The sequence below is a fragment of the Gordonia sp. 'Campus' genome, from assembly GCF_022206305.1.
Lineage (GTDB): Bacteria > Actinomycetota > Actinomycetes > Mycobacteriales > Mycobacteriaceae > Gordonia.
The window spans coordinates 18,223-39,528 of the sequence record NZ_JAKOIW010000002.1 but is presented as its reverse complement, the minus strand read 5'-3'; the positions used below and the strand labels follow the sequence as shown (position 1 = coordinate 39,528).

Here is a 21,306-nt window from a genome sequence, read left to right as displayed (position 1 = left end):
TCAACGGGCATGAGAAGGGTCTCGAAACACGCAGGCCAGGCGTAGCTGGTCAGACGGCACGACGCCCCGAACATTCGCTCGGTGAACCGTTACCAAACCGTTATGTGATGTGAGCCACGACGGCGCGGCGGATTGAGCGAGAAGGCGACCCGCCGGTTGTCCTAGAGTCGGCCCATGAGCAGTTGCATCTTCTGCGCCATCGTCGAGGGCACGGCGCCCGCACGCATCGTCTACTCGGACGACGACATCGTCGGCTTCCTCGACATCCGGCCCGTCACACGCGGCCACACCCTGCTCGTCCCCCGAGTCCACTCCACCGGGCTCGACGACCTCGACCCGACGATCGGATCGGCTCTGTTTCGTGCGGGACAGCGGCTCGCGGCTGCGCTGAAATCCGGTCCGATGGCCGCGGACGGGGTGAACCTGGCACTGAACGACGGGAGCGCGGCCTTCCAGACGGTGTTCCACACCCACCTGCACGTGGTTCCGCGGCACGCGGGCGACAAGTTGAGCTTCGCCAAGGGGTTCCTCGTGCGCCGGGATCCCGACCCCGACGAGACCGCGGCACGGGTGCGCGCTTCGCTCGAATCCGCCGGATGACAGACGGCGAGACACCGCGGCCGGACATCCCCGACGCCGTCGTCGATCTCATCCGGGGCGCCGACTGGATCACCGTCTTCAGTGGCGCCGGCATGTCGGCCGAGAGCGGGATCGCGACCTTCCGAGACGCGCAAGCGGGCGGGCGTTCGCAGGCCGCGCTGTGGGATCGGTTCGATCCCGCCGAATTGGCGACGCCCGAGGCCTGGGATCGGGACCCGGCACTGGTCTGGGGCTGGTACCGGTGGCGCGCCGGACACGTGCGCACCGCCCAGCCCAATGCCGGTCACCACGCGCTTGCCGACCTGGGCGCCAACCGCACCGTGATGGTGGTGACCCAGAACGTCGACGACCTCCACGAGCGGGCGGGCAGCGATGTCATCAGCCACCTACACGGAAGTCTGTTCGCGCCAAGGTGTTCGGTCTGCGGTACACCGTACGAAGGCGTCGACGCCCTTCCCGACGACAGACCCCGCGACGACAGCACGTTCGACCCTCGTGTGCCGCCACCGACCTGTCGACGCTGCGGCGGGTCGGTGCGTCCGGGCGTCGTGTGGTTCGGCGAAGCGCTGCCCGAGTCCGACTGGCAGCGGGCCGATCAGGCATTCCGCGCGTCCGAGGCGATCATCGTCGTCGGCACCAGCGGGATCGTGTACCCGGCCGCGGCTCTACCCGAACGTGCTGTGCGCGCAGGGATTCCGGTCATCGAGTTCAACCCCGCGCCCTCCGCGCTCTCCGAGGTGGCGACCCACAGCCTGCGCTTGTCCGCCGCGCAGGGGCTGCCGGCCCTGCTACGCGCGCTCGACTGAAGCGAACGTCCCGGGGACATCAGCGGAGCTGCCTCACTCCCCCGCGGTGAGGTCGATCGGTTCCCATCTGGAAGCGTCGTCCGACTCGGTCGCTCGCCCGATCGACGTGGCGGCCAGCGACCCCGGCTTGCATCCACGCTCGTCGAGCATGGACGCGACGTGATCGATCACGCGATCGGGGTCCAACACGAACTCGGACTCGCGCACCCGGACGAACTCCCACCCGCACCGACGCAATTCGCGCTCGCGTTCCAGGTCCGACCGCGCCTGACGTCCGGTTCCCCGAAACTCGTCGGCATCGCATTCGACGGCCATGCGGGCGTCCGCGCCGAGGACCACGAGGTCGACGACCCGGTTGTTGACCTCGACCTTGGGTGTCACGTGATAGCCAAGCGCCGCAAGGCGATTGAACACACGCTGTTCGAGGAGGTTGTCGAAGGGGGCGACGCGGCGGTCGTCGGGGACGTCGGCGGGCATGGGCGCGATCGACGGCCCCTCGGCGGCCGTCACATACGACAGCAGCGAGTATCTGAGGTCGTGGGGCCGGAGGTCGTCGAGCCCGACCGAATGGAACAACCACAACTGATCCATCGCGCGGGTCGCCGCCACATTGAACCTCCGCTGCGACTCCGCCCGCGTCAACGCCGAGATCGAGTTGGGATCGGACACGACCATCGACAGGAACATCACACGACGCTCGTCACCCTGGAAGTCCGGTGGCGACCCGACCCGGATCCGCCTCCGCAGCCAGGTGTCGGCGTCGAAGGCCTTCCGAAGGGCCCGGTCGAGCGCCTCGACCTGCTTGGTGCCCTGCAGGGCGATGACCCCGAAGTCCATGGCGTCGTATGCCGGATCGGCCAGACAGTGTCGGAGGGAGTCGACGACCGCCGCGATCTCGGCTTCATTGATGATCCCCGCCCCCGTACCGGTCGACGCGCCCTCGACCGCGACCCCACGCAGCGGCTCGAGTCGATCGGCGCCGTACTGGCGCACCGGGATCAGCGGCGAGTTGCCGTAGAACTGCCGTGACGAGAACTCGATGATCTCCGGCATCGAGCGAAAGTGCTCGCGCAGGCCGACGACATTACCGAAACGACTGCGCAGCAACGAGAACAGGCTGGATCGCGGGGTGAGCCCGTCACGGAGATAGGGCGGCAGGTCCGGCAGGGCCGCATCGAGTTCAGCGAAGGCCGCGTCGAGTGTTGTACCGCTCAAACCGACCGGGGCGCACTGCTTGTCGTCACCGACGACGATCACCCGCGGAGCGAGCCACAGAAGGAACGCACTGGTGATGTCGGCCTGCGACGCCTCGTCGACGATCACGACGTCGAACGAGTTGCGGCGTGGCGGCAACGTCTCGGCCACCTGGCTGATGGACATGATCCATGCGGGGATGGCGTTCTGCGCCTCGGCCATCGCCTCGCGGGCCGCACGCCGGAATCGGTTGGCGTGCTTGCCCGACCCCTTGCCCAGGTTGATCATGTGGTCGCGATAGGACTGGACGGCCTGCATCTCGGTGGCGGTGGTACGCGCCATCAGTTCGCGGTGTGCGCGTGCGGAAGCGAGTCGCGTGGTGAGAGCAGCGATATCGACGTCGAGGGCATCGAGCTCGTTCTGCAGTCGTACCTCGGCGAGCGGATCGCTTCGCTCCATCGCCCAGGTGTGGGCAAAGCGCCACGCCCACGCCGCCCCCATGTCACGGGCGCGTTCGGCCCAGACCGGATCATCGGGAGTGGACCACATCGATTTCGCGAGTTCGGGAGCGCGACTGCGCAATCGGAGACCGAGGAGTTCCAGGGCATTCTGCGCTTCCGCCTCGGCGCGTGCGTCGGCGAAAGCCCGGCGGGCGTCTCGGATGGCCTCGGCATCGGCCCCGGCAAGCGCCGCGATGAGCGCATCACCCTCCGGCGACGGCCCCTGTTCCAGTTCGGCCGTCAGCGCGTAGGCGCAGTCGGCGAGCTCCTGCTCGGCCAGCGCGGCGTCGTTGGCGACCGCGATCGAACGGGCCTGCCGCGCGACGGCCGCGACGTCGTCGACGCTGCGCGGGCGGGGTCCGCCCGGGCTGATGGCCTCGAGTTCACGGACCAGGTGCTCGCGCCCGGAGATCAGTCGCGAGATCCAGCTCAGCTGGGTGTCCAGCCGGACGAGGTGATCGAGTTGCGCCGAACGCGAACCCGATGCGTCGACGGGCACATGCAGGTCGGCGAGGATGCGATGGACCTGGTGCACCGCATCGACGACCGTGAGGTGGTCGGCCACCCGGCGCAATGCGGCCTCGTCCCGGGGAGGCCGACCGTCGACGGTGGCCCGCACCGACGATTCCTCGACCGCGCGTTGCTGCGGCGACCGCCGCAGACGCCCCCGCCACTGTCCGCCATCGCGGAGGTGGTCGGCCGCCGCGTCGAACAACGCCGCATCGCCGGGTCCGTCACCGTCGACGATGACGGTGTGTGCCCCGAGGTCTCGGTCACGGCGGGCAGCCTCGGCGATCACCGGTGACAGGGTCGTCACCCTCGACCACAGGTGGGTGGCCCGGCCGGCGAGCAGCCGGTCGGCCATGTCGATCATCGGAGCGGGGTACGACGCCACCTCGGTCGCCGCCACCGCCAGCTGGTCGCAGATGTCCTTGATCCGCAGAAGGCGATCGCTCTCGACACCGTCGAGGACCGCCAGCAGCGACCCGGCGCCGGCCATCGGCTCGCGCGGGCGGGCGGCGATCCGCGTGCAGATCGCATCCATCGCGACCGGATCCGGCAAGTACTCGGAGGGGTCCGGGAATCGTTGCGACAGGCGGGAAGCGGAGCCGCCCGTGACAGCGAGCAGATCCGCCAGGCGGACGAACTCGGCCGAGTCGAGCGGCGGCACCGCACCCTGCACCGGGCCGGGCATCCACTCGTACGCCTCGGCGTCTGCCTGCACCTGACGGACGATCTCCGCCGGTGTCCCGCGGTAGTCCCCTGCGAGCCACTCGCGGACCTCGGTCTCGTCCGCGCGGAGGTCCCACAGTTCGCGGAGCGTGTGGTCGCGTTCGCGCAGAGCGTGGTCGCGGCGCGCGGTCAGATCGGCGATCTCGGCGTCGGCGACCCCCGGCGAGAAGGCCGCCCGGCGCTCGGCCAGTGCCGTGACGGCCTCCACGATGCCGTCGGATCGATCCTGCGAGATGTCGGCGATGGACACGGACAGTTCCCGCAGCGCGGGCGGGAGCATGTCCCGCAACACGTGGAGGGCGTGCGCCTTCTCGCTGACGACCAGCACGCGCTGCCCCTTGGCGAGCAGAGCCGAGGTCACGTTGGCGATGGTGTGGGTCTTGCCGGTTCCCGGCGGACCTTCGACGACGACGCCGGTGTCGGACCCGAGCCGGACGAGTACGTCGCGCTGCTCGACGTTCGACGGCAGCGGGAACAGGGCATCGGCGATGAGTTCGGACGGCGCGAGTACACCGGGGGCGTCCAGCGCGTCGAGCCGGTCGGCAGCTTCCACCGGTGCGACCAGTTGCGCCAATGCCACTGGGACCGGCGACTTCTCGTCGCGCAGATCGTCGAGGATCGCGTCGTAGAAGGCGAGGGAACTCTCGATCCCACGTTGCCGCAGCACCAGCGCCGGCCGCATGTCGAGTGCGAGCGTCACCCGCTCGGCGTCGATCTCGATCGCCTCGAGCCACTCGGCGGTCAGGTCCGCGACCTTCGCGGCAAGCACCGACGACTGGCCGGACAGTTTCGCGCGGATCTTCATCGCGCCTGCCAGATCCAGCCCGTCTACCGTGGCCAGCAGGTGCGTGTCGTGCATGGCCGGCGCCGATCCGGAGGCGATCGACAGACGGATGACGCCGTCCTCGTCGCGTTCGGCGACGACGGCCTGGGTGAGCAGGTGCTCGCGCACCAGGGGCCCGGACTCGGGCTCGGTCGGGTCCCGGACCTCGACGAACGCCTGGGCGATGACGAGCTCAAGGGTCTCGGGGTTGTCCGCGAGTTCGTCGACCAGTCGAGCGAGTTCCTCGTGTGCGCCGCCCGTGTCGTCCGCGTCGGTGCTCTGCGGGGGCCCGGACTCAGCAAGGACCTGCCCGGGCTCTGCTCCGGCCCGAATCGGCACGGGAGTCCCCGGACCGACCCAGACCGAACCCGGGTGATCGTCGATGTCGCGGATGTCGCCGGAGCGGGACCGGACGAGGTCCCGCAGGAACGTCATCAGCCGGGTGACCTGATCGCGCACCACATCGCGAGCGTCATCCTGCATTCCGATGTGTTCCTCTCGTCGCCGGCGACTTCCACGCTATCAAGACGCTGGTCAGAGGAATGCTGCCGCGCAGTGGCGGCGTGCGTCCCGGTCTCAGCTGTTGGTGCTCGACCGCAGTGCCGGGTAGCCGCCGTCGACGTAACGCACGTTGGTGTATCCGAGCCCGGCGATCTGCTCGGCGATCCGCGGCGCCTCCGAACGCACCGACACGACCGCGATCTCGGTGTCGCGGTCCCGGATCACCGGGAACGTGCCCGATGGCGTCGGGGCGAACCGCCTGGGAACCTCGTTGGGATCGACCACGAGCGCGCCGGGCAGGCTGCCCTGGTGGCGGACCACCTGTGGGCGCGCATCGACCACGACGGCGTGGCCGTCACGGCTGTGATCCATTGCTTCTGCTGCTGAAATTGCATTCACCACTGACACTGGTGACTCACCGATCCTGTACTCACTCGACAACCGGCCGCGATCTTCGCGGGTCCGGTGACCATCTGTTGGATGACCCCCGTCGACCAGGTTACGGAATGATCTCGGATTGACAAGGTCCGTCTCACTGACCCCAGGTCAGGAGCGGCGGCCGCGTCCGGCGACCCGCGGAGACGGACGCTTTCCCCAGTTGCCACCCTGTCCGCCGGCGTTGCGCTTGGCGCCGCCACGTGTCCGCGGCGATCCCATGTCCTTACGGATGTCGATCGGGTTCTTGCCGATCTTGGTGTGCCGCAGATTCGACAGCGTCTCGTTGTCGAGATCGTCGGGCAGTTCCACGAGGCTGAAGTCGTCGCGGATGCTGATGTTGCCGAAGTCGCCACGCGAGAGGCCGCCCTCGTTCGCGATCGCACCGACGATCGCACCCGGGGACACCTTGTGCTTGCGGCCGACGGCGATCCGGTAGGTCGCGAAGGTCGCGCCCGGACGTCGCGGGGCACGCTCGCGTTCGGGACGCCGCTCCGACTGGGGCGGATCCGGGGTCATCAGGAATCCGCCGTCGCGGGTCTCGAGTGCCAGTGCGGCGGCGATGTCGGCCATGGCGACGTCGTTGTCCCGCGCATAGTTCTCGATGAGGCCCCGGAACAGATCGAGATTGTCCGACGACAGGTTCTGGGTGATCGAGTCGGCGAACTTGGCGACTCGCTGGGCGTTGACGTCGTCGACGCTGGGCAGCCCGATCTCGGTGAGGGTCTGACGGGTGGCCCGCTCGATCGCGCGCAGCAGATGACGTTCCCGCGGCGAGACGAACAGCAGCGCGTTGCCCGACCGTCCGGCACGCCCGGTCCGGCCGATGCGGTGCACGTACGACTCGGTGTCGTGCGGGATGTCGTAGTTGACGACATGGGAGATGCGGTCGACGTCGAGCCCGCGCGCGGCGACGTCGGTCGCGACGAGGATGTCGATCTGACCGTTCTTGAGCTGGTTGATCGTCCGCTCGCGCTGCGCCTGGGCGAGGTCGCCGTTGATGGCGACCGCCGAGAACCCGCGGGACCGGAGCTTCTCGGCGAGCTCTTCGGTCGCCTGCTTGGTACGGACGAACACGATCATGCCGTCGAACGTCTCGACCTCGAGGAACCTCGTCAGCGCATCGAGCTTGCGCTGGTGGGAGACCTGCAGGTACCGCTGCGTGATGTTCTGCGCCGTTGCCGTCTTGGACTTGACGGCGATCTCCTGCGGCGACTTCAGATAGCGCTGCGCGAGGCGTCGGATGGTGCTGGGCATGGTCGCCGAGAAGAGTGCGACCTGTTTGGTGTCGGGTGTCTCGGCGAGGATGCGTTCGACGTCCTCGGCGAAGCCCATCGTGAGCATCTCGTCGGCCTCGTCGAGGACGAGGAACTCCAGTCCGGAGATGTCGAGGGTCTTGCGATCGAGGTGGTCGATGACGCGGCCCGGGGTGCCGACGATGACCTGGGCGCCGCGGCGGAGCCCGGCCAGCTGGACACCGTAGGACTGCCCGCCGTAGATCGGGAGCACCTTGACCTCGGGCATGTGCGCCGAGTAACGCCCGAAGGCCTCGGAGACCTGCAGCGCCAGCTCGCGGGTTGGCGCGAGGATCAGCGCCTGCGGGGTGCGGGCCGAGGTGTCGATTCGGGAGAGGATGGGGATCGCGAAGGCGGCTGTCTTGCCGGTTCCGGTCTGGGCCAGCCCGACCACGTCGCGCCCCTCCATCAGGGGCGGGATGGTGGCGGCCTGGATCGGTGACGGCGTCTCGTACCCTACGTCGGTGATCGCGGCGCGGACCCGCGAGTCGATCTCGAGGTCGTCGAACGTCCCGACGGGGGGTTCTGCCGGCGCGCCGTGTTCGCCTTGATCGGAAGTGCTCATGCGCTGCGGGTCTCATTCATCACCCTCAACTGTAAAGGCCCCGCGCCGGAATGTCGGCATCGCGCCCTGAACGCGTCTCATCCCCGCCCTGAACAGGGCATACACCACGATGCCGGAGCCCTGTGATGCATCCCACGAATACTGGTACTGTCAGTGCCACTCATCCGGCCATCGGTCCCGGTCACACGCATGCCGATGTCCGGAATGTCCATTTGTTCTCCCGTCTCAGGAGTGCCATGCAGCAGCAGTACGCCACCCCGTCCGATCTGACGATCGACGACAAGGCGACGACCGTCGACACGATCCTGCGCTACCGCGCGGAGCGCCCCACGATGCCGCTCTTCCGCAAGCGCTCGCACAACCAGTGGGTCAACGTCACCGCCAAGCACTTCACCGACGAGGTCGACGCGGTCGCCAAGGGTCTGATCGCCTCCGGCGTGCAGGCCGGGGACCGCGTCGCGATCCTCTCCTCGACCCGTTACGAGTGGACCGTCCTGGACTACGCGATCTGGCGCGCCGGCGCGTGCACCGTCGCGATCTACGAGACGTCCGCACCCGATCAGGTCCAGTGGATCCTCGAGGACTCCGGCGCCAAGCTGCTGTTCGTCGAGAACCACGAGCACTACACCCGTCACCTCCGCGTGATCGACGAGACGCCGACCCTCAAGGAGACCCTGGTCATCGACGACCACGCGCTCCCCACGGTCACCAAGCGAGGCGCGAAGGTCGCCGACGCCGACCTCGACCAGCGCCAGGCGAATGCGCTGTCGTCCGACGCGGCCACCCTGATCTACACCTCCGGCACCACCGGGCGCCCCAAGGGCGTCGTCCTGACGCACGCGAACTTCCTCGCCGAGACCGCGGCCACCCGCGACGCCGTCGGCGCCGGCATGCGCGAGGGCAAGTCGACGCTGCTGTTCCTCCCGCTGGCCCACATCTTCGCCCGCGTGGTCACGGTCGGTTGCGTGGAGAACGGCGTGATCCTCGGACACACCAACGACCTCACCAACCTCGTGGCCGATCTGGGCGTGTTCAAGCCGAACTACGTGCTGTCGGTGCCCCGCGTCTTCGAGAAGGTCTACAACTCTGCCAAGCAGAAGGCTTACGACGGCGGCAAGGGATCGATCTTCGACAAGGCGACCGACACCGCGATCGAGTTCAGCAAGGCGACCGAGGCCGGCAAGGTCGGCCTGGGCCTCAAGCTCCGGCATGCCCTGTTCGACAAGCTCGTCTACGGCAAGCTGCGCGACGCGCTGGGCGGCCAGTGCGAGGGCGCCATCTCCGGTGGAGCGCCGCTCGGCGCCCGCCTCGGGCACTTCTTCCGCGGCGTCGGCATCCCCGTGTACGAGGGCTACGGATTGTCGGAGACCACCGCCGCGGTGACGGCCAACAACGAGGACAACCAGAAGGTCGGTTCCGTCGGCCGTCCGATCCCGGGCGTCACCGTCGCCATCGCCGAGGACGGCGAGGTCCTGCTCAAGGGACCGGTCGTGTTCGGCGGGTACTGGAAGAACCAGGCCGCCACCGACGACGCCATCCGCGACGGGTGGTTCCACACCGGTGACATCGGCACGCTCGACGACGGCTACCTGTTCATCACCGGCCGCAAGAAGGAACTGATCGTCACCGCCGGTGGCAAGAACGTCTCGCCGGCGCAGCTCGAGGACACCATCCGCGCGCACCCGATGGTGAGCCAGTGCTTGGTGGTCGGCGACAACAAGCCCTTCATCGCGGCGCTCATCACGATCGATCCCGAGGCCGTTCCCGGTTGGCTGGAACGTCACGGCCTGCCTGCCGACACCCCGATCTCCGATCTGGTCGACAACGCCGACCTCAAGGAGGAGATCGACGCGGCGGTCAAGGAGGCGAACACCAAGGTGTCCAACGCCGAGGCGATCAAGAAGTTCTCGATCCTCGACACCGACTTCACCATCGACACCGGTGAGCTGACGCCGACGATGAAGCTCAAGCGCAACGTGATCCACGACGCGCACAAGCAGGCGATCGCCGACCTCTACACCTGAGACAGAACTCTTCACGCGACTCGCCGCGGCCCGAGGTGACCTCGGGCCGCGGTGCTGTCTAGGGTGCAAGTCAATGAATCGAGACCTGGCCATCGACGCCACCCGCGGGGTGGCGATCTGGAGCATGATCACGGCGCACTTCGCGCATGAGTCATCCCTGGCCACGCCCACCCACGCGTTCCCATACGTCGACGGCATGTCGGCATTCGTCATGCTGTCCGGGATCGTGCTCGGGCTGGTCTATCAGCGGTGGGTCACGCGCCACGGTCTGACCTTCGCCTACAAGCGACTCGCCAAGCGCATCGCGGTCCTCTACCTGTGCCAACTGGTCATCGCGCTCGTGGCGGTGGCCGCCGCACTCGAAGGCCACCGGTGGCTGACGCTGCTGCTGCCCGTCGACGGTTGGCGGGACGGCATCTGGCTCTCCCTGACCATGCAGTACCTGCCCAGCGGCGGCAACATCCTGTTGCTCTACATGGTCCTGATGATGTCGGCGTTCGCGCTGTTCCCTCTGCTGCGCCGCGGGTGGTGGGCGTGGGTGCTCGGCGGGTCCCTGGCGCTCTACGCGCTCTCCCTCGTCTGGTCCCCCGACTGGTTCTACGTGAGCGCCTATCAGGCCGCGCCGCACATCCAGAACGTCGCGGGCTGGCAGATCATGTTCATCCCGGCCCTCGTCATCGGCTGGAACTGGTCACGCTGGAGTGTGCCCGAGTTCGTCGACCGGTGGCTGCTCGTCATCGTCGCCCTCGCGATCGTGGTGGCGATGTTCTTCCACTTCGGGATTCACGCCGGCCCCTGGGCCCATCTCGAACCGGATTTCGCGGACAAACTCGATTTCCGCCCGGCCCGCGCGATCGGGGCATATCTGGCTGTCCCGGCCGTCTACGGCGTCTTCCGCCTGGTCCTGAAGTGGTGGCATCACGACTGGTTGCGTCCGCTCGTGATGACCGGCACCCGCAGTCTCGACTCGTATGTCATCCAGGCCGTCGCCCTCGTCGTCGTACCGATCCACATCGCGCACCGTCCGTGGAACTCCATCACGATGGACGCTGTCGCGTTGCTGGTCTTCGCCGTCTGCTGGGCGTGGGCCGAGTTCCGGTACTTCGCGGCCATCGACAAGCTCCACCGGGTTCCGGTGCGCATGGTCGGACTGCTCCGTCCGGCCCGGTCGGGTGTCACGGTCCCGACACGTCCCGCCGACGATGTGGCGCCCCGCCCTGAGCCCGGTGTCCCCACTCCAGAGGTCCCCGAAATCCTCGCGTCGGGCGCCGAGGGGCCGACGAGGCCGGGACCGCCCGCCGAACGCGCCGACGAACCGATGGGAGCCCACCCGTGACCGGCGAGATGACACGCAGCGTCCACGCGGGCAACGACTCGTCGGGCCCCTCGGTCCGGACGCCCATCACGATGGCGAACTCCTATCACCTCCCACCCAACCCGGAGGAGATCAGCTGGTCGGGCACCGATCAGCTCTTCTACACCCGCAACACGGGCGCCAACCAGGTCGCGTTGCAGGACAAGCTGGCCGCGCTCGAGGAAGCCGACGACGCGGTCGTGCTCGCGTCCGGCGTCGCCGCACTCCACTCGGTCTTCTTCACCTTCCTGTCGGTCGGCGATCACGTCGTGGTCTCCGACACCACCTACGAGGCGACCTGGAAGCTGTGGTCGGAGCTACTTCCGTCGAAGTACGGGATCGACGCGACGTTCGTCGACGTCGGTGACCCGGACGCGGTGCGGGCTGCGGTCCGACCGAACACCCGGATGCTGGTGGCCGAGACCATCGCCAATCCGACGACCAAGGTCGCCGACATCGCGGCACTCGCCGCCACCGCCCACGATGCCGGGGCCCTGCTGCTCGTCGACTCGACCTTCACCCCGCCCACGCTCTACCGCCCCCTTGCCGACGGCGCGGACCTCGTGGTCCATTCACTCACCAAATACATCAACGGTCATGGCGACGCGATGGGCGGTGCCGTGCTCGGTCGGACCGAGCTCATCGCGCGGATCAAGACGCAGGCAATGGTCGATGTCGGCGGTGTCATCTCGCCGTTCAACGCCTGGCTGATCGCGCGCGGGGCGATCACCCTGCCCCTGCGCTTCGCCCAGCACCAACGCACCGCGGAGCGGGTCGCAGCCTTCCTCGACGACGACCCCCGCGTCGCATATGTCCGCTACCCGGGGCTGGCGTCACATCCCGAACACGACCTCGCCGCACGGCAATTCGGCGGTCGGGGCTTCGGCGCGATGATGGCTTTCGCGGTACGCGGCGATCCGTCGACACAGAACCGGTTCGTGTCCGCGCTGTCGACCATCACCTCGGCGGTGTCGCTCGGCCACGACGAATCGCTCATCGTGCATGTCGGCACCGACGGTGCCCGGGTCGCCGCCTATCCGGCGCCGTTCCGCGAGTGGGGTCACCTGCGCTTCTCGGTCGGTCTCGAGGACGCGGACGACCTCATCGCCGACATCTCGACGGCACTGGACGCGACATTTCCGGAGTGAGTCAGCGCGCCTCGTAGAGGATTCCCCGGCCGATTGCTTCACGGACCACGGGCAGGGCCGCCTGGGCGAGTGCGTCGGCGTCGACCCCGTGGAAGTCGGCGAGCAGTTCGAGGAGCGCGCCGAGCGGCACCTGTCCGCGACAGCCCGCCAGCAATGCTCGCGACACCTCGTCGACGCCGAGGACCGCGGCCGGTCCGCCCGGCCGCCGGACTGCCGCCGACACCTGCTGCCAGCCGTCGTCGCCCGGCAGCGAATGCTCCTCCAGCATCACCGGCGCGACCGACAGTCGCTTGCCGAGAAGATCCTCGTCAGAGGTGACCCGCAGGTACCGGCGGCGCGCCAGGAACGCCTGCGCCTCGTGACCGGTCACCTCCTCACCGGCCCCGGTGATCTCCTCGATCACGACGTCGGGCTCTCGCTCCTCCCCCACCTCAGGTGCGCGGGCGGTGATCGATCCCATCCCGATCGCGACGATCCCCTGTTCCTCGAACCACTCGAGCCATTGCGATCCGCGGCGTGCCGCCGAGTACTCGTCCTCGCCCGCGTCGGACAACCAGAGGGAGACGTAGCTGATCGGGTCGGCGGCCTCACGTTGGACAACCCACGCGTCGAGTCCGGTGCCGTCCAGCCACGAGCGCACCCGATCCTGCCATTCGTCACCCTCCCGAATGACCCAGTTGGCCAGGATCTGGGCGGTGCCACCGGGATTCAGGTGGTCGGGCAGCCCACGGACCAGTTGTTCGCAGAGACAGTCCCCGACGACGCCGGAGTCGCGATAGATGTAGTCCTGGCTGCCGGTCCCCACGACGAACGGCGGGTTGGACACGATCAGATCGAACCGCTCACCCGCGACGGGCTCGAACATGCTGCCGGAACGCAGATCCCACGACATACCGTTCAGTCTCGCCGTCGCCCCCGCCAGGGCCAGCGCCCGCGGATTGGTGTCGGTGGCCACGACCTGCTCACAGTGCCCGTCGAGATGCAGGGCCTGGATGCCACATCCGGTGCCGATGTCGAGTGCCCGCCGGACCGGTTCACGAATCACCGCCCGCGCCAACGACATCGACGCGCCGCCGATGCCCAGGACATGATCCCGGGCGACCGGCCCCGAACGCATCGCGGCATCCTGATCGGCGACGACGAGATAGTCGCGGGTGTCGTCGCCATGCGGCCGGATGTCGAGGTTCGCGCGCAACCGGGAGTCGTCGGCGCGGACGAGCACGCCGTGCGCGATCAGCGCGTCGACGCCGGTATCGGGAAATGCCGCGGCGACCGAATCCGCCGGCTCGTCCGAGCCCAGGAGGAACAACCGCACGAGGGTCGCGAGCGCCGCCGACTCACCGGACACGTCGGCGGTGGCGGCAAGGGCCGGCCACCAGACCCCGCGGGTGAGCGCCCCGTGGACGTCCTCGCCCAGGAGTTCCGTCACCCCGTCGGTGGTGTAACCGGCCGCACGCAGATCCCTCCCGAGGCCGTCGACGACGGAACCGTCGGCCAGCGGATGGCCGTCGGCGTCGTCGAATGGCTGGGGTCGTCCCTGGTCCGCGGTCACGGTCGCCAAGGTTACCGACGGGGCCGGCGCATGTGGTCGGACGGGCTCAGCACGATCCCAGCACCCGGCGCATGGCGTCGCGTTCGGCGGGGGTCACCCAGAGACCGTAAGTCTTCTTCACCTCGATCTGCCGTCCCACATAGGTGCATCGGTAGGACTTGTTCGGGGGGAGCCAGGTGGCCGCGTCACCGTCGCCCTTGCTCTGGTTCACCCTGCCGGTGACGGCCTGCAGATTACGGGGATCGTTGGCGAAGTCGGTGCGGCGTCGGGTATCCCAGGTCGCCGCACCTTTCTGCCAGGCATCTGACAAGGCGACGACGTGATCGATCTGCACGAGCGCCGAGGTGTCCTCACCACGTGTGAACGGCACCGTCATCCCGGTGTACGGGTCGTGCAGGGTGCCGGTCAGCACACGGCAACCGTCGGCATGGAACGAGATGTCGACGAGATCGCGTCGCAGGATGTCCTCGCGGGTCCGGCAGCCGTTGCGGCCGTAGACGACGTCGACGGCGTCGTCCCACGCCCGGCCGAACCGGGACCGCTCGTAGCCCGTCTTCGGCGCCCGGCCCTTCACCTCGAGGGTCTCGAGGTCGGCGAGAGCCCGCCCGGCCGACGACCCCGCGGTCGGCGATTGCGCACTGGGCGGAGAGTCGGACACCGGCGGTAGGCCGTCTCTCGGCTGCGCGGGGCGTTCGACCAGGTCGGACGCCGGACCACATGCGGACACCACCACCACGACGGCCATCAGCAGCCCGGTCGGTATCGGTATCGCGGTCATTCGACGTCTCACGCGGGCATCGTCGCACGACACCCCGACGGACCATCGAATCCACCCGATGCGCGGACCACCGCCGGGCACCATAAGATTCGTTCGACCAACTTCCCCTTCGCGGACTTCTCTGGTCGCGCACGGTGCCGTGATGGCGACGGGCGCGACACTGTCGCCGGGGTATCAGACGACTATTCGGGTAGTGGGTGCATGAGTTCAGGTCGGGGCAATGCAGCACGGCGGGTACAGCCATGGGTTCTGCGAATCGTCGCCGTGTTCACGTTGACGCTGTCGTTGCCCACTCTTGCGGCCGGGACGAGCACCGCCGTGATCGTCGGCAGCGCGGCACCGTTCTCCGCAGTTCCGCTGCGCGCGACGCCGGTCCATGAGCCGACCCCGACCGTCGACCCGGAGACCGAGACCTACCCGGAGCGACTCGAACGCATCGAGGCCCTGACCCGCCCGCTTCTGCCCACGCCGAAATCTCTCGAAGGTGCCGATACGCGCTGCGCGAGCGGCGATTTCACAACCCTGTCCGTGGTGTACGACTCGATCTTCGAGTCCGTGTACGACATCCTGCCGCCGTCGCTGCGGGCGTCGGCACGCGCCAGCCGGGTTGCGGCGCACCGCGACATGCGCAAGTTGCACATCTCGACCCTCGCCGTCACCGAGCACCCACTCACCCTCGGTGCCGACGACGACGATCCCGCCCTCGACTACCGCGACCCGATCTCGCAGCTGCTCGTCTCGAACCTCCTCAAGATCCGCGACGGCCGGCACACCGAAGCGATTCCGCTCGGGAACATCACCGTCACCCAGGCCGTGGAAACGGTGTGGCTGTACATGTTCACCACCGTCGTGATTCCCGCACGACTCCTCGTCGGGTCGGCGCCCGACCTCGGCAGTCCGTTCGCCGGCACCGACGCCGACGGTCTGGCACAGTTCGTGACCTACAACTGGCTGCTCTCCGCCTTCGTGTTCTCCTCGGAGTTCGCGGTGAAAGCGCTCTTACGTGCCACCGCGAAGACCGTTCTGGATCAGTGCGTCGCACGTGTCACCGACGAGCAGCGTGCACAGGCGGGACGTCCGAGCGACACCGTCCGCTTCGACATCCCCATCCCGCCGATGGTGGCCGAGATCGCCGACCACCTCGCGCTGGCCGATGTCGAGACCTGCACGCCGATCGGCTCCCTCACGCTGGGCCGGCTGGTCCGCTACGTGTCCGCGCAGGCACAGGAGAACAACCCGGCCGATGCGGCCGGGATTCGCGCCGAGACGACGCGGATCCTGGGCGTCATGCGTGGAATTCGCGTGCACCACAACCTGATCCCGCTCGACCCGGCGGAAGAACGCTCCGTCGGCGAACAGGGTGCCTCGTTGTTCGGTTCGCTGATCCCGATCTTCGGCGGCGCACCGCTCGACATCCTCTTGGGGATCGGACACAACCTCGGCCACGGCGCGGACCCATGGGAAACCGTCTCCCTCGATGAGCTGGCCGTCAGCAAACCGATCACCGCGGCCCACTATGCGTACAAGCTCGCGCTGCACCTCATCCGGGAGGTCGGCAACGTCGTCGAGCCGTCGATCCTCGGTGACAGCCCGCTGCGTCCGACCCGCCTTCTCGTCACTGTCCTGGGGCTACCGATGACCTACGGCCTGGTGACCGCGCACCATGTGATCCGCTCGATGTGCCTGCGCGTCGACGACACCACCCGCACCGGCCTCGGGGCCGAGGTTCATCGGCGCGCACCGGCGGCCGCGCCCTCGGCCGGCCGCTCGGCGGGCCGCTCGGCGGGAAACCGTATTCCGCGAATGAATTGATCAAATGGCCGGAGCGTAACGCCTGGCGTATTCAGCCTTTCGGCGAGAGATTCGACACCGTCGCAGTGCGAGGTGCACGAATACCGCCTGGTGATCGACTACCGTGGAGGCGTGTCGAAAATCCAGACAGTGACCTTTGTCGACGACCTCGATGGCCGTGAGCTCGATCCCGAAGACGCACAGACGGTTTCGTGGTCGTGGCTCGGGGTGGACTATGAACTCGACGTCTCCGCCGCGAATCTCGACAAGATCGAACAGGGCAAGGTGACTGTCGCCAAACTCCTCAAGGCGTCCACTCGAGTAGGCGGCCGGCGCCGTTCGCCGTCCACCGCTGCGCGAACGAAGCAGGGGAATTCGGGCGGAAACACTTCGTCGGCCAATGCGTCCATTCGGGAATGGGCTGCCGAGAATGGTTATGAGGTCTCGGCACGCGGGCGTATCCCGAACGACGTCGTCGAGGCGTACAACTCCGCACACTGACGACACGAGTCATTCCCGCTCCGCCCTGTCCACCTATTCAGTATCGCAACCTGAACATTTGCTACTGTAACAGGCGTTCGATGTAACCAGGGCTACGAGGGGGCCATCATGGGCAAGACCGACGACACCGAGAACATCGCCGACCATTCCGGCGATGGTGGTGAGGTCCCACGAATCTCGACGCGGGTTCGGGTGACCCTCGACGACGGGTCGGTTCGCGAAGGCGAGATCGTCGACGACTTCGCCGATCTCGCACCCGATGTCACCACTGTCGAAGCCCGAATCGACAGCGAGCATGTCGCCCGGCTGCGTAGGTGGGCGATCGCCACCGACGATGACGACATCGTGTTCGCGGATGACGATGCGGTCGAAGTCATTTCGGCCTGACGTCAGCTCAGGGGGGTGAGTCCGATCATCCGGCGGTCCGAGGAGAAGATCCACCCGTCGCCGTAGGGTTCGAGTGCCCTGCCGGTGGCGAACGCTTCCGGGTCGGAATCGATCGCGAGAAACGGCGCCGTCCACTCGACCTCGCCGGTGGTCACGTCGATCGCGGTGAGGGCGATGCCATCACTGCCGGCCAATAGACCATCACGGTACGCATCCGGAGTCACCGTGGCGTTCGCATACTCGTCCCACACGTTGTGCCACAGGCGTTTGCCTGTGTGGAGGTCGATGCCACTCTCGCTGCGGATCTTGCTATTGGTGTCGAGCAGGTATACGACGCCGTCGACGACCGCGGTCACCGTTCCCGTCGCGTTGGTCCCGCCCGATATGAGGTCACTGTTGGTCCACAGGCGCTCGCCGGTGGCACGGTCGTAAGCCGAGTCACCGAGCACGACGGGGTCGGCGTCGGTCGTGGTCTCCAACCCCGGTCGTTGCACGGTGGGATTCGAGGTCGACGCGACCACCTTCCCGTCCGGCCCCCTGAGCAGTTGCTCGGACGCATGGCCGGCCACCTCGCAGCCAGTGTCGGCATGGACTAGAAAACCACCCGGCAGCAGTGACGACGTTCCGACGCATTGTGATCCGTTGCTCCACAATTCGGCGCCCGATCCGGCATCGAAGAGAGCGAGGTCGCCACCGGTGCGCAGCAGGCCGACCCCGTCGATCACGGTGAGCGCCTCGCTGTTGTACACCTCCTCATAGGAGGCACCGACGTCGAATTGGCGGGTCCAGTGTGCCGAGACGTCGTCGAAGGTGCCCGAGTGGACTCGCACGTCGTTCTCTTCGACGCTGCCCTCGGCGACGAGCAGGGCGTCAGACGTGGTCGTGATCGCGAAGATGCTCTCGGACACCGTGCGTCGTACCGACTCACCCGAGGCGACGTCGTAGGTGACGAGTTCGTAGCCCTTCCGCAGGGCGTGACAATAGATTTTGCCGTGTAGCGGAATGTCACTACAGCTGACGAGGTCGTGTGCGGGAGCCTGCCAGCGCACCTCCCCGTTCCTCGCGTCGATCCCGATCATCACCGGATCGCCGAGTGTCGTTCCCTCATTCGGGGTGCCGACGACGGTGACGAGCGTGTCGCCGGCGCGAATCATGCCGGGCTCGCCGATCGCGAACGCAGTGCCCTCGCGCGGGTCGGCGAAGGCCGCGAAGGGACGGCCCAACCGGTCGGCAGGATCGAGCGACCACGCCAGACCCGGTGTCGCCGCGGTGGTTCCGGTGATCTTCTTGACCGTCGTCGGAACACGGTCCACCCACACCACGGTCGCCGCGGAGACCGTCACGACCGCGGCCACCGCGGCGGCGACCAGTGTCCACCTGCTCCTGGCCGGCATCGTTCAGAGCTCCAATCCTGGTGTCAACGCGATGTTTTCGAGCTCCTCTACCGACAGCGGATCGGTCGGTGAGGTCGCCGTGGAACTGACCGAGACGCGGGTGCCCGTCGGGCGGGTCACCACCGCGGAATGGGTCGTCTTTCGCACCTGTTCGCGCGGGTCGGTCGTCGACGAACTCGATTGCCACACGACGTCGGTCTGCACAACGGTTCCGTCGGGAAGTGTGCGCAACGTCTTCTGACCACCCCGACCGGGAACCGGGCGTTCCCGAGACGGTCTCGGCTGACCGCCGACGATCGTGATCTCGAGCGCCACGCCATCTCCGAGGTTCGCGACACCGGTACACAGCATGCCCTCGGCGTTCGAGCCGACCGGCACCATCGGCGGCAACCGGGCGCCGCCCAGATCGACGGCGGCGAGAACGGAGTCGAGGGCGCGAGCCTTCGCACGCGTCACCGACGGGCCTTTGTACGACTCGAACGGGTCGGCGCAGTCTTCCATCGGAGCCGGCGTCCCCGGGGCGACCGGAGTGCTGACGCGGAGTCCCGGGTCGACGACGATGCGCACCAGGTCGTCGATCGTCAACGGAATAGAGCCGCTGTTCTCTCGCTGATTCGCTCCGACTGTGTCGCTTGCCCACACGGCGATCCGAGACCCGTCGGCCACATAACCGTATGCCGACCGCTTGAGGGTGCGGACCCCGTCGGTTTCCTGCCAGGTGTCGTGGACGTCGACCACCACGCCGCCGGGCAGCGAGCGACGCTCGTCGAGTTGCCCCGCCACACATGGCGGAATCGGTGCCGATGAGCGCTGAACATTGACCGACACCGAACCCCTGCTGTCACCGTTGATCACCTCGCCGGAGGCGTACGTGAACCCGCGGGGCTCCGGATCCGGGGCACCGAAGGAGCTGATCGGTTGGAAGATGAGCGATTGCATCGGGCTCGCGAACGCGATCTCGGCCCGGGCCGGGAGCGCTCTCGCCAGCGCGGTGGACATCGCGGTCGCCTTCGGTCCGTTGAACCACGGGAACTCCGGATTGTCGTACGTGGGCGGCGACCCCATTCCGGTGAACGCGGTGTAGCCCGACTCGTCGGGCGCCTCCACGGTGTCGCACCCGGGGATCGGCGCGTTCCGGTCAACGGGCTCGTCGACCACGGTCGGCGTCTCGGTGGCAGTGGGATCGGCCTGTTCGGCCCCCGACGACGCAGGCGGCGGTGTCGTCGTGAGCTCGGGTTCGGGTGACGGCAGCACGAGGCCGACGACAACCAGCGCCAGCGCGATGACCGACACGGCCAGGAGGGCCCCGGTCCAGATCCGGGTCGCGCGCGACGTGCTGTCGTCGTTCACCATCCACTCCGCCTCACTTGCGGTTCCTGGATCGAGCCGAATGCCGGGCAGCTTTGGTGCGCGAGGGGGGACTTGAACCCCCACGTCCTTAGACACTGGAACCTAAATCCAGCGCGTCTGCCAATTCCGCCACTCGCGCGTGGGCGCGACCACCCGACGCACCGGGAGCCGCACGAATGTAACGGCGACCACCCTACCGGCCCGCTTCTGATCATCGCAGGCCAGGTACCGTCGTAGGTATGTCCTCGACCCGCCGCCACACCCACCGGCCTGCGCTCGTGGTGTTGACCGTGATCGCCGCGGTGGCCTGTCTGGCGCTGGCGTGGTGGCAGTGGTCGCGCTACGAATCCGCCTCCGGTTCGGGTCAGAATCTCGGCTACGCGCTGCAGTGGCCCGCGTTCGCCGCCGCTGTCATCTATGCCTACCGCCGCTTCGTGATCCTCGAGAGCGATCCCGACGAAGCGCGGAAGATCGCGACAGACAAGTCCGCGGCCGAGATCCCCGAGGGGATCCTCCCGGAGCGACCCACCACTCCCAGCGCCTCCTCGCTCACGGGCTCGGACCCGGCGAACGACGCCGCCCTTGTCGAGTACAACCGCTACCTCGCCGAGCTGCGGTCCGCCGACTCCCAGGATCCCCAAGCCCCCCAGAACTCACGAGCACACAGCTCGCAGACGCAGTCCGTCCCCACATCGAAAGGCCCGCAGTGACCGAGACCGAACCCACCGCCCCCGCTCTCGCCGCACCGGTGGAGAAGATTCGCGGAGCGTTGCTGCGGTATCGGATCCTCGCCTGGATCACCGGTGTCTGGCTGCTGCTGCTCGTCGTCGAGCTCGTGCTCACCTATGGCTTCGACAATCACGCACTCGACTTCGTGCCCTTCGTGCACGGCTGGGTGTACTTCGTCTACCTGATCATGGCCATCGACCTGGCCATCAAGGTCCGTTGGAGTGCGGGAAAGACCATCGTCACCGCGATCGCCGGCACGATTCCCTTCCTGTCGTTCTGGTTCGAGCACAAGCGCACCCAGGAAGTGAAGGCGCAGTTCAACCTCTGATCTCCCCACGCTGGACGT

At 67.8% G+C, this 21,306-nt stretch carries 17 protein-coding genes and 1 tRNA gene; 10 read left to right on the top strand and 8 right to left on the bottom strand.

The window, feature by feature from the left end; all coding sequences use genetic code 11:
* The first annotated feature begins 174 nt into the window (after positions 1-174).
* Together MAY35_RS02235 and MAY35_RS02230 are read left to right on the top strand one after the other, a co-directional pair.
* Entirely contained in the window at positions 175-600 is a 426-nt protein-coding gene (locus MAY35_RS02235) for an HIT family protein (protein ID WP_238419014.1), read from the top strand.
* Positions 597-1,406, top strand: a complete 810-nt coding sequence (locus tag MAY35_RS02230) for an NAD-dependent deacylase (RefSeq protein ID WP_281063075.1) — start codon at positions 597-599, stop codon at positions 1,404-1,406. The genes MAY35_RS02235 and MAY35_RS02230 overlap by 4 nt, the downstream gene beginning before the upstream one ends.
* 33 nt (positions 1,407-1,439) lie before the next feature.
* Here MAY35_RS02230 and MAY35_RS02225 read toward each other — a convergent pair whose 3' ends face one another.
* The 3 genes from MAY35_RS02225 to MAY35_RS02215 all read right to left on the bottom strand — a co-directional run bounded on the left by MAY35_RS02225 (position 1,440) and on the right by MAY35_RS02215 (position 7,952).
* Complete coding sequence (locus MAY35_RS02225) at positions 1,440-5,639, bottom strand: AAA domain-containing protein (protein WP_238419013.1); 4,200 nt, start codon at positions 5,637-5,639, stop codon at positions 1,440-1,442.
* 93 nt (positions 5,640-5,732) lie between these two features.
* Entirely contained in the window at positions 5,733-6,065 is a 333-nt protein-coding gene (locus tag MAY35_RS02220) for a rhodanese-like domain-containing protein (RefSeq protein WP_238419012.1), read from the bottom strand.
* Positions 6,066-6,203: 138 nt separating this feature from the next.
* Positions 6,204-7,952: a DEAD/DEAH box helicase gene (locus MAY35_RS02215; RefSeq protein ID WP_238419011.1), complete on the bottom strand. Its 1,749-nt coding sequence runs from the start codon at positions 7,950-7,952 to the stop codon at positions 6,204-6,206.
* Between the two features lie 236 nt (positions 7,953-8,188).
* On the opposite strand from MAY35_RS02215, the gene MAY35_RS02210 reads away from it, so the two are divergent.
* The 3 genes from MAY35_RS02210 (at position 8,189) to MAY35_RS02200 (ending at position 12,478) form a co-directional block, all read left to right on the top strand.
* The gene (locus tag MAY35_RS02210; protein WP_238419010.1) at positions 8,189-9,976 is read left to right on the top strand and encodes a long-chain fatty acid--CoA ligase; all 1,788 of its coding nucleotides are present in this window, start codon (positions 8,189-8,191) and stop codon (positions 9,974-9,976) included.
* Positions 9,977-10,049: 73 nt separating this feature from the next.
* Complete coding sequence (gene opgC, locus MAY35_RS02205; RefSeq protein WP_238419009.1) at positions 10,050-11,312, top strand: OpgC domain-containing protein; 1,263 nt, start codon at positions 10,050-10,052, stop codon at positions 11,310-11,312.
* An 8-nt stretch (positions 11,313-11,320) separates the two neighbouring features.
* On the top strand, positions 11,321-12,478 hold the full coding sequence (locus MAY35_RS02200) for a PLP-dependent aspartate aminotransferase family protein (RefSeq protein WP_238419335.1): 1,158 nt from the start codon (positions 11,321-11,323) through the stop codon (positions 12,476-12,478).
* A gap of 1 nt (position 12,479) precedes the next feature.
* Here the strand turns inward: MAY35_RS02200 and MAY35_RS02195 are convergent, their stop codons facing one another.
* Together MAY35_RS02195 and MAY35_RS02190 are read right to left on the bottom strand one after the other, a co-directional pair.
* Positions 12,480-14,030 (bottom strand): class I SAM-dependent methyltransferase, encoded by a 1,551-nt coding sequence (locus MAY35_RS02195; protein WP_238419008.1) that lies wholly within the window; start codon positions 14,028-14,030, stop codon positions 12,480-12,482.
* A 46-nt stretch (positions 14,031-14,076) separates the two neighbouring features.
* A complete protein-coding gene (locus MAY35_RS02190; protein WP_238419007.1) occupies positions 14,077-14,808 on the bottom strand; it encodes an HNH endonuclease family protein in 732 nt (243 codons plus the stop codon).
* A gap of 201 nt (positions 14,809-15,009) precedes the next feature.
* Between MAY35_RS02190 and MAY35_RS02185 the strand changes: the two genes are divergently transcribed.
* From MAY35_RS02185 to MAY35_RS02175, 3 genes are all read left to right on the top strand, one after another.
* The gene (locus MAY35_RS02185) at positions 15,010-16,620 is read left to right on the top strand and encodes a hypothetical protein (protein WP_238419006.1); all 1,611 of its coding nucleotides are present in this window, start codon (positions 15,010-15,012) and stop codon (positions 16,618-16,620) included.
* A gap of 111 nt (positions 16,621-16,731) precedes the next feature.
* The gene (locus MAY35_RS02180; RefSeq protein WP_238419005.1) at positions 16,732-17,100 is read left to right on the top strand and encodes an Lsr2 family protein; all 369 of its coding nucleotides are present in this window, start codon (positions 16,732-16,734) and stop codon (positions 17,098-17,100) included.
* A gap of 108 nt (positions 17,101-17,208) precedes the next feature.
* Positions 17,209-17,487: a hypothetical protein gene (locus MAY35_RS02175; RefSeq protein WP_238419004.1), complete on the top strand. Its 279-nt coding sequence runs from the start codon at positions 17,209-17,211 to the stop codon at positions 17,485-17,487.
* A gap of 2 nt (positions 17,488-17,489) precedes the next feature.
* On the opposite strand, the gene MAY35_RS02170 is transcribed toward MAY35_RS02175, so the two are convergent.
* The 3 genes from MAY35_RS02170 to MAY35_RS02160 form a co-directional block, all read right to left on the bottom strand.
* Entirely contained in the window at positions 17,490-18,881 is a 1,392-nt protein-coding gene (locus MAY35_RS02170; RefSeq protein ID WP_238419003.1) for a PQQ-binding-like beta-propeller repeat protein, read from the bottom strand.
* A gap of 3 nt (positions 18,882-18,884) precedes the next feature.
* Positions 18,885-20,234: a hypothetical protein gene (locus MAY35_RS02165; protein WP_238419002.1), complete on the bottom strand. Its 1,350-nt coding sequence runs from the start codon at positions 20,232-20,234 to the stop codon at positions 18,885-18,887.
* A gap of 51 nt (positions 20,235-20,285) precedes the next feature.
* Positions 20,286-20,370: transfer RNA gene (locus MAY35_RS02160), tRNA-Leu, on the bottom strand.
* 100 nt (positions 20,371-20,470) lie between these two features.
* On the opposite strand from MAY35_RS02160, the gene MAY35_RS02155 reads away from it, so the two are divergent.
* Together MAY35_RS02155 and MAY35_RS02150 are read left to right on the top strand one after the other, a co-directional pair.
* The gene (locus tag MAY35_RS02155) at positions 20,471-20,941 is read left to right on the top strand and encodes a transcriptional regulator (protein ID WP_238419001.1); all 471 of its coding nucleotides are present in this window, start codon (positions 20,471-20,473) and stop codon (positions 20,939-20,941) included.
* A complete protein-coding gene (locus MAY35_RS02150; RefSeq protein ID WP_238419000.1) occupies positions 20,938-21,288 on the top strand; it encodes a DUF3817 domain-containing protein in 351 nt (116 codons plus the stop codon). The genes MAY35_RS02155 and MAY35_RS02150 overlap by 4 nt, the downstream gene beginning before the upstream one ends.
* The last annotated feature ends 18 nt before the right edge of the window (positions 21,289-21,306 follow it).